Source organism: Streptomyces xylophagus, from assembly GCF_000716435.1.
GTDB lineage: Bacteria > Actinomycetota > Actinomycetes > Streptomycetales > Streptomycetaceae > Streptomyces > Streptomyces xylophagus.
Window position 1 is genome coordinate 1 of record NZ_JNWO01000163.1, and the last position, 377, is coordinate 377.

General features: G+C 75.9%; 1 protein-coding gene. It reads left to right on the top strand.

Annotated elements, in window-relative coordinates; genetic code table 11:
- The coding region (locus OO70_RS50800) for a beta-ketoacyl synthase N-terminal-like domain-containing protein (RefSeq protein WP_043688469.1) at window positions 1–377 on the top strand (377 nt) is incomplete at both ends.

Consider the following 377-nt stretch of genomic DNA (forward strand, 5'->3'; position numbering starts at 1 on the left):
GGGCGCACGCGTCGGCGTCTTCGCGGGCACCAACAGCCAGGACTACACAGGGCTGTTGCTGGGCTCCGCCGAGAGCGCGGAGGGACTCGTGGGCACCGGCAACGCGGCGAGCGTGGTCTCGGGCCGCGTCTCGTACACGCTGGGACTCCGGGGGCCCGCCGTCACGGTCGACACGGCGTGCTCGTCGTCCCTGGTGGCGCTGCACCTCGCGGCCCAGGCGCTGCGGGCCGGCGAGTGCACCCTCGCGCTCGCCGGCGGTTCCACGGTGATGTCCGCCCCCGGCATGTTCGTGGAGTTCAGCCGCCAGACCGGCCTCGCCCCCGACGGCCGCTGCAAGCCGTTCGCGGCCGCCGCCGACGGCACCGGCTGGGCCGAGG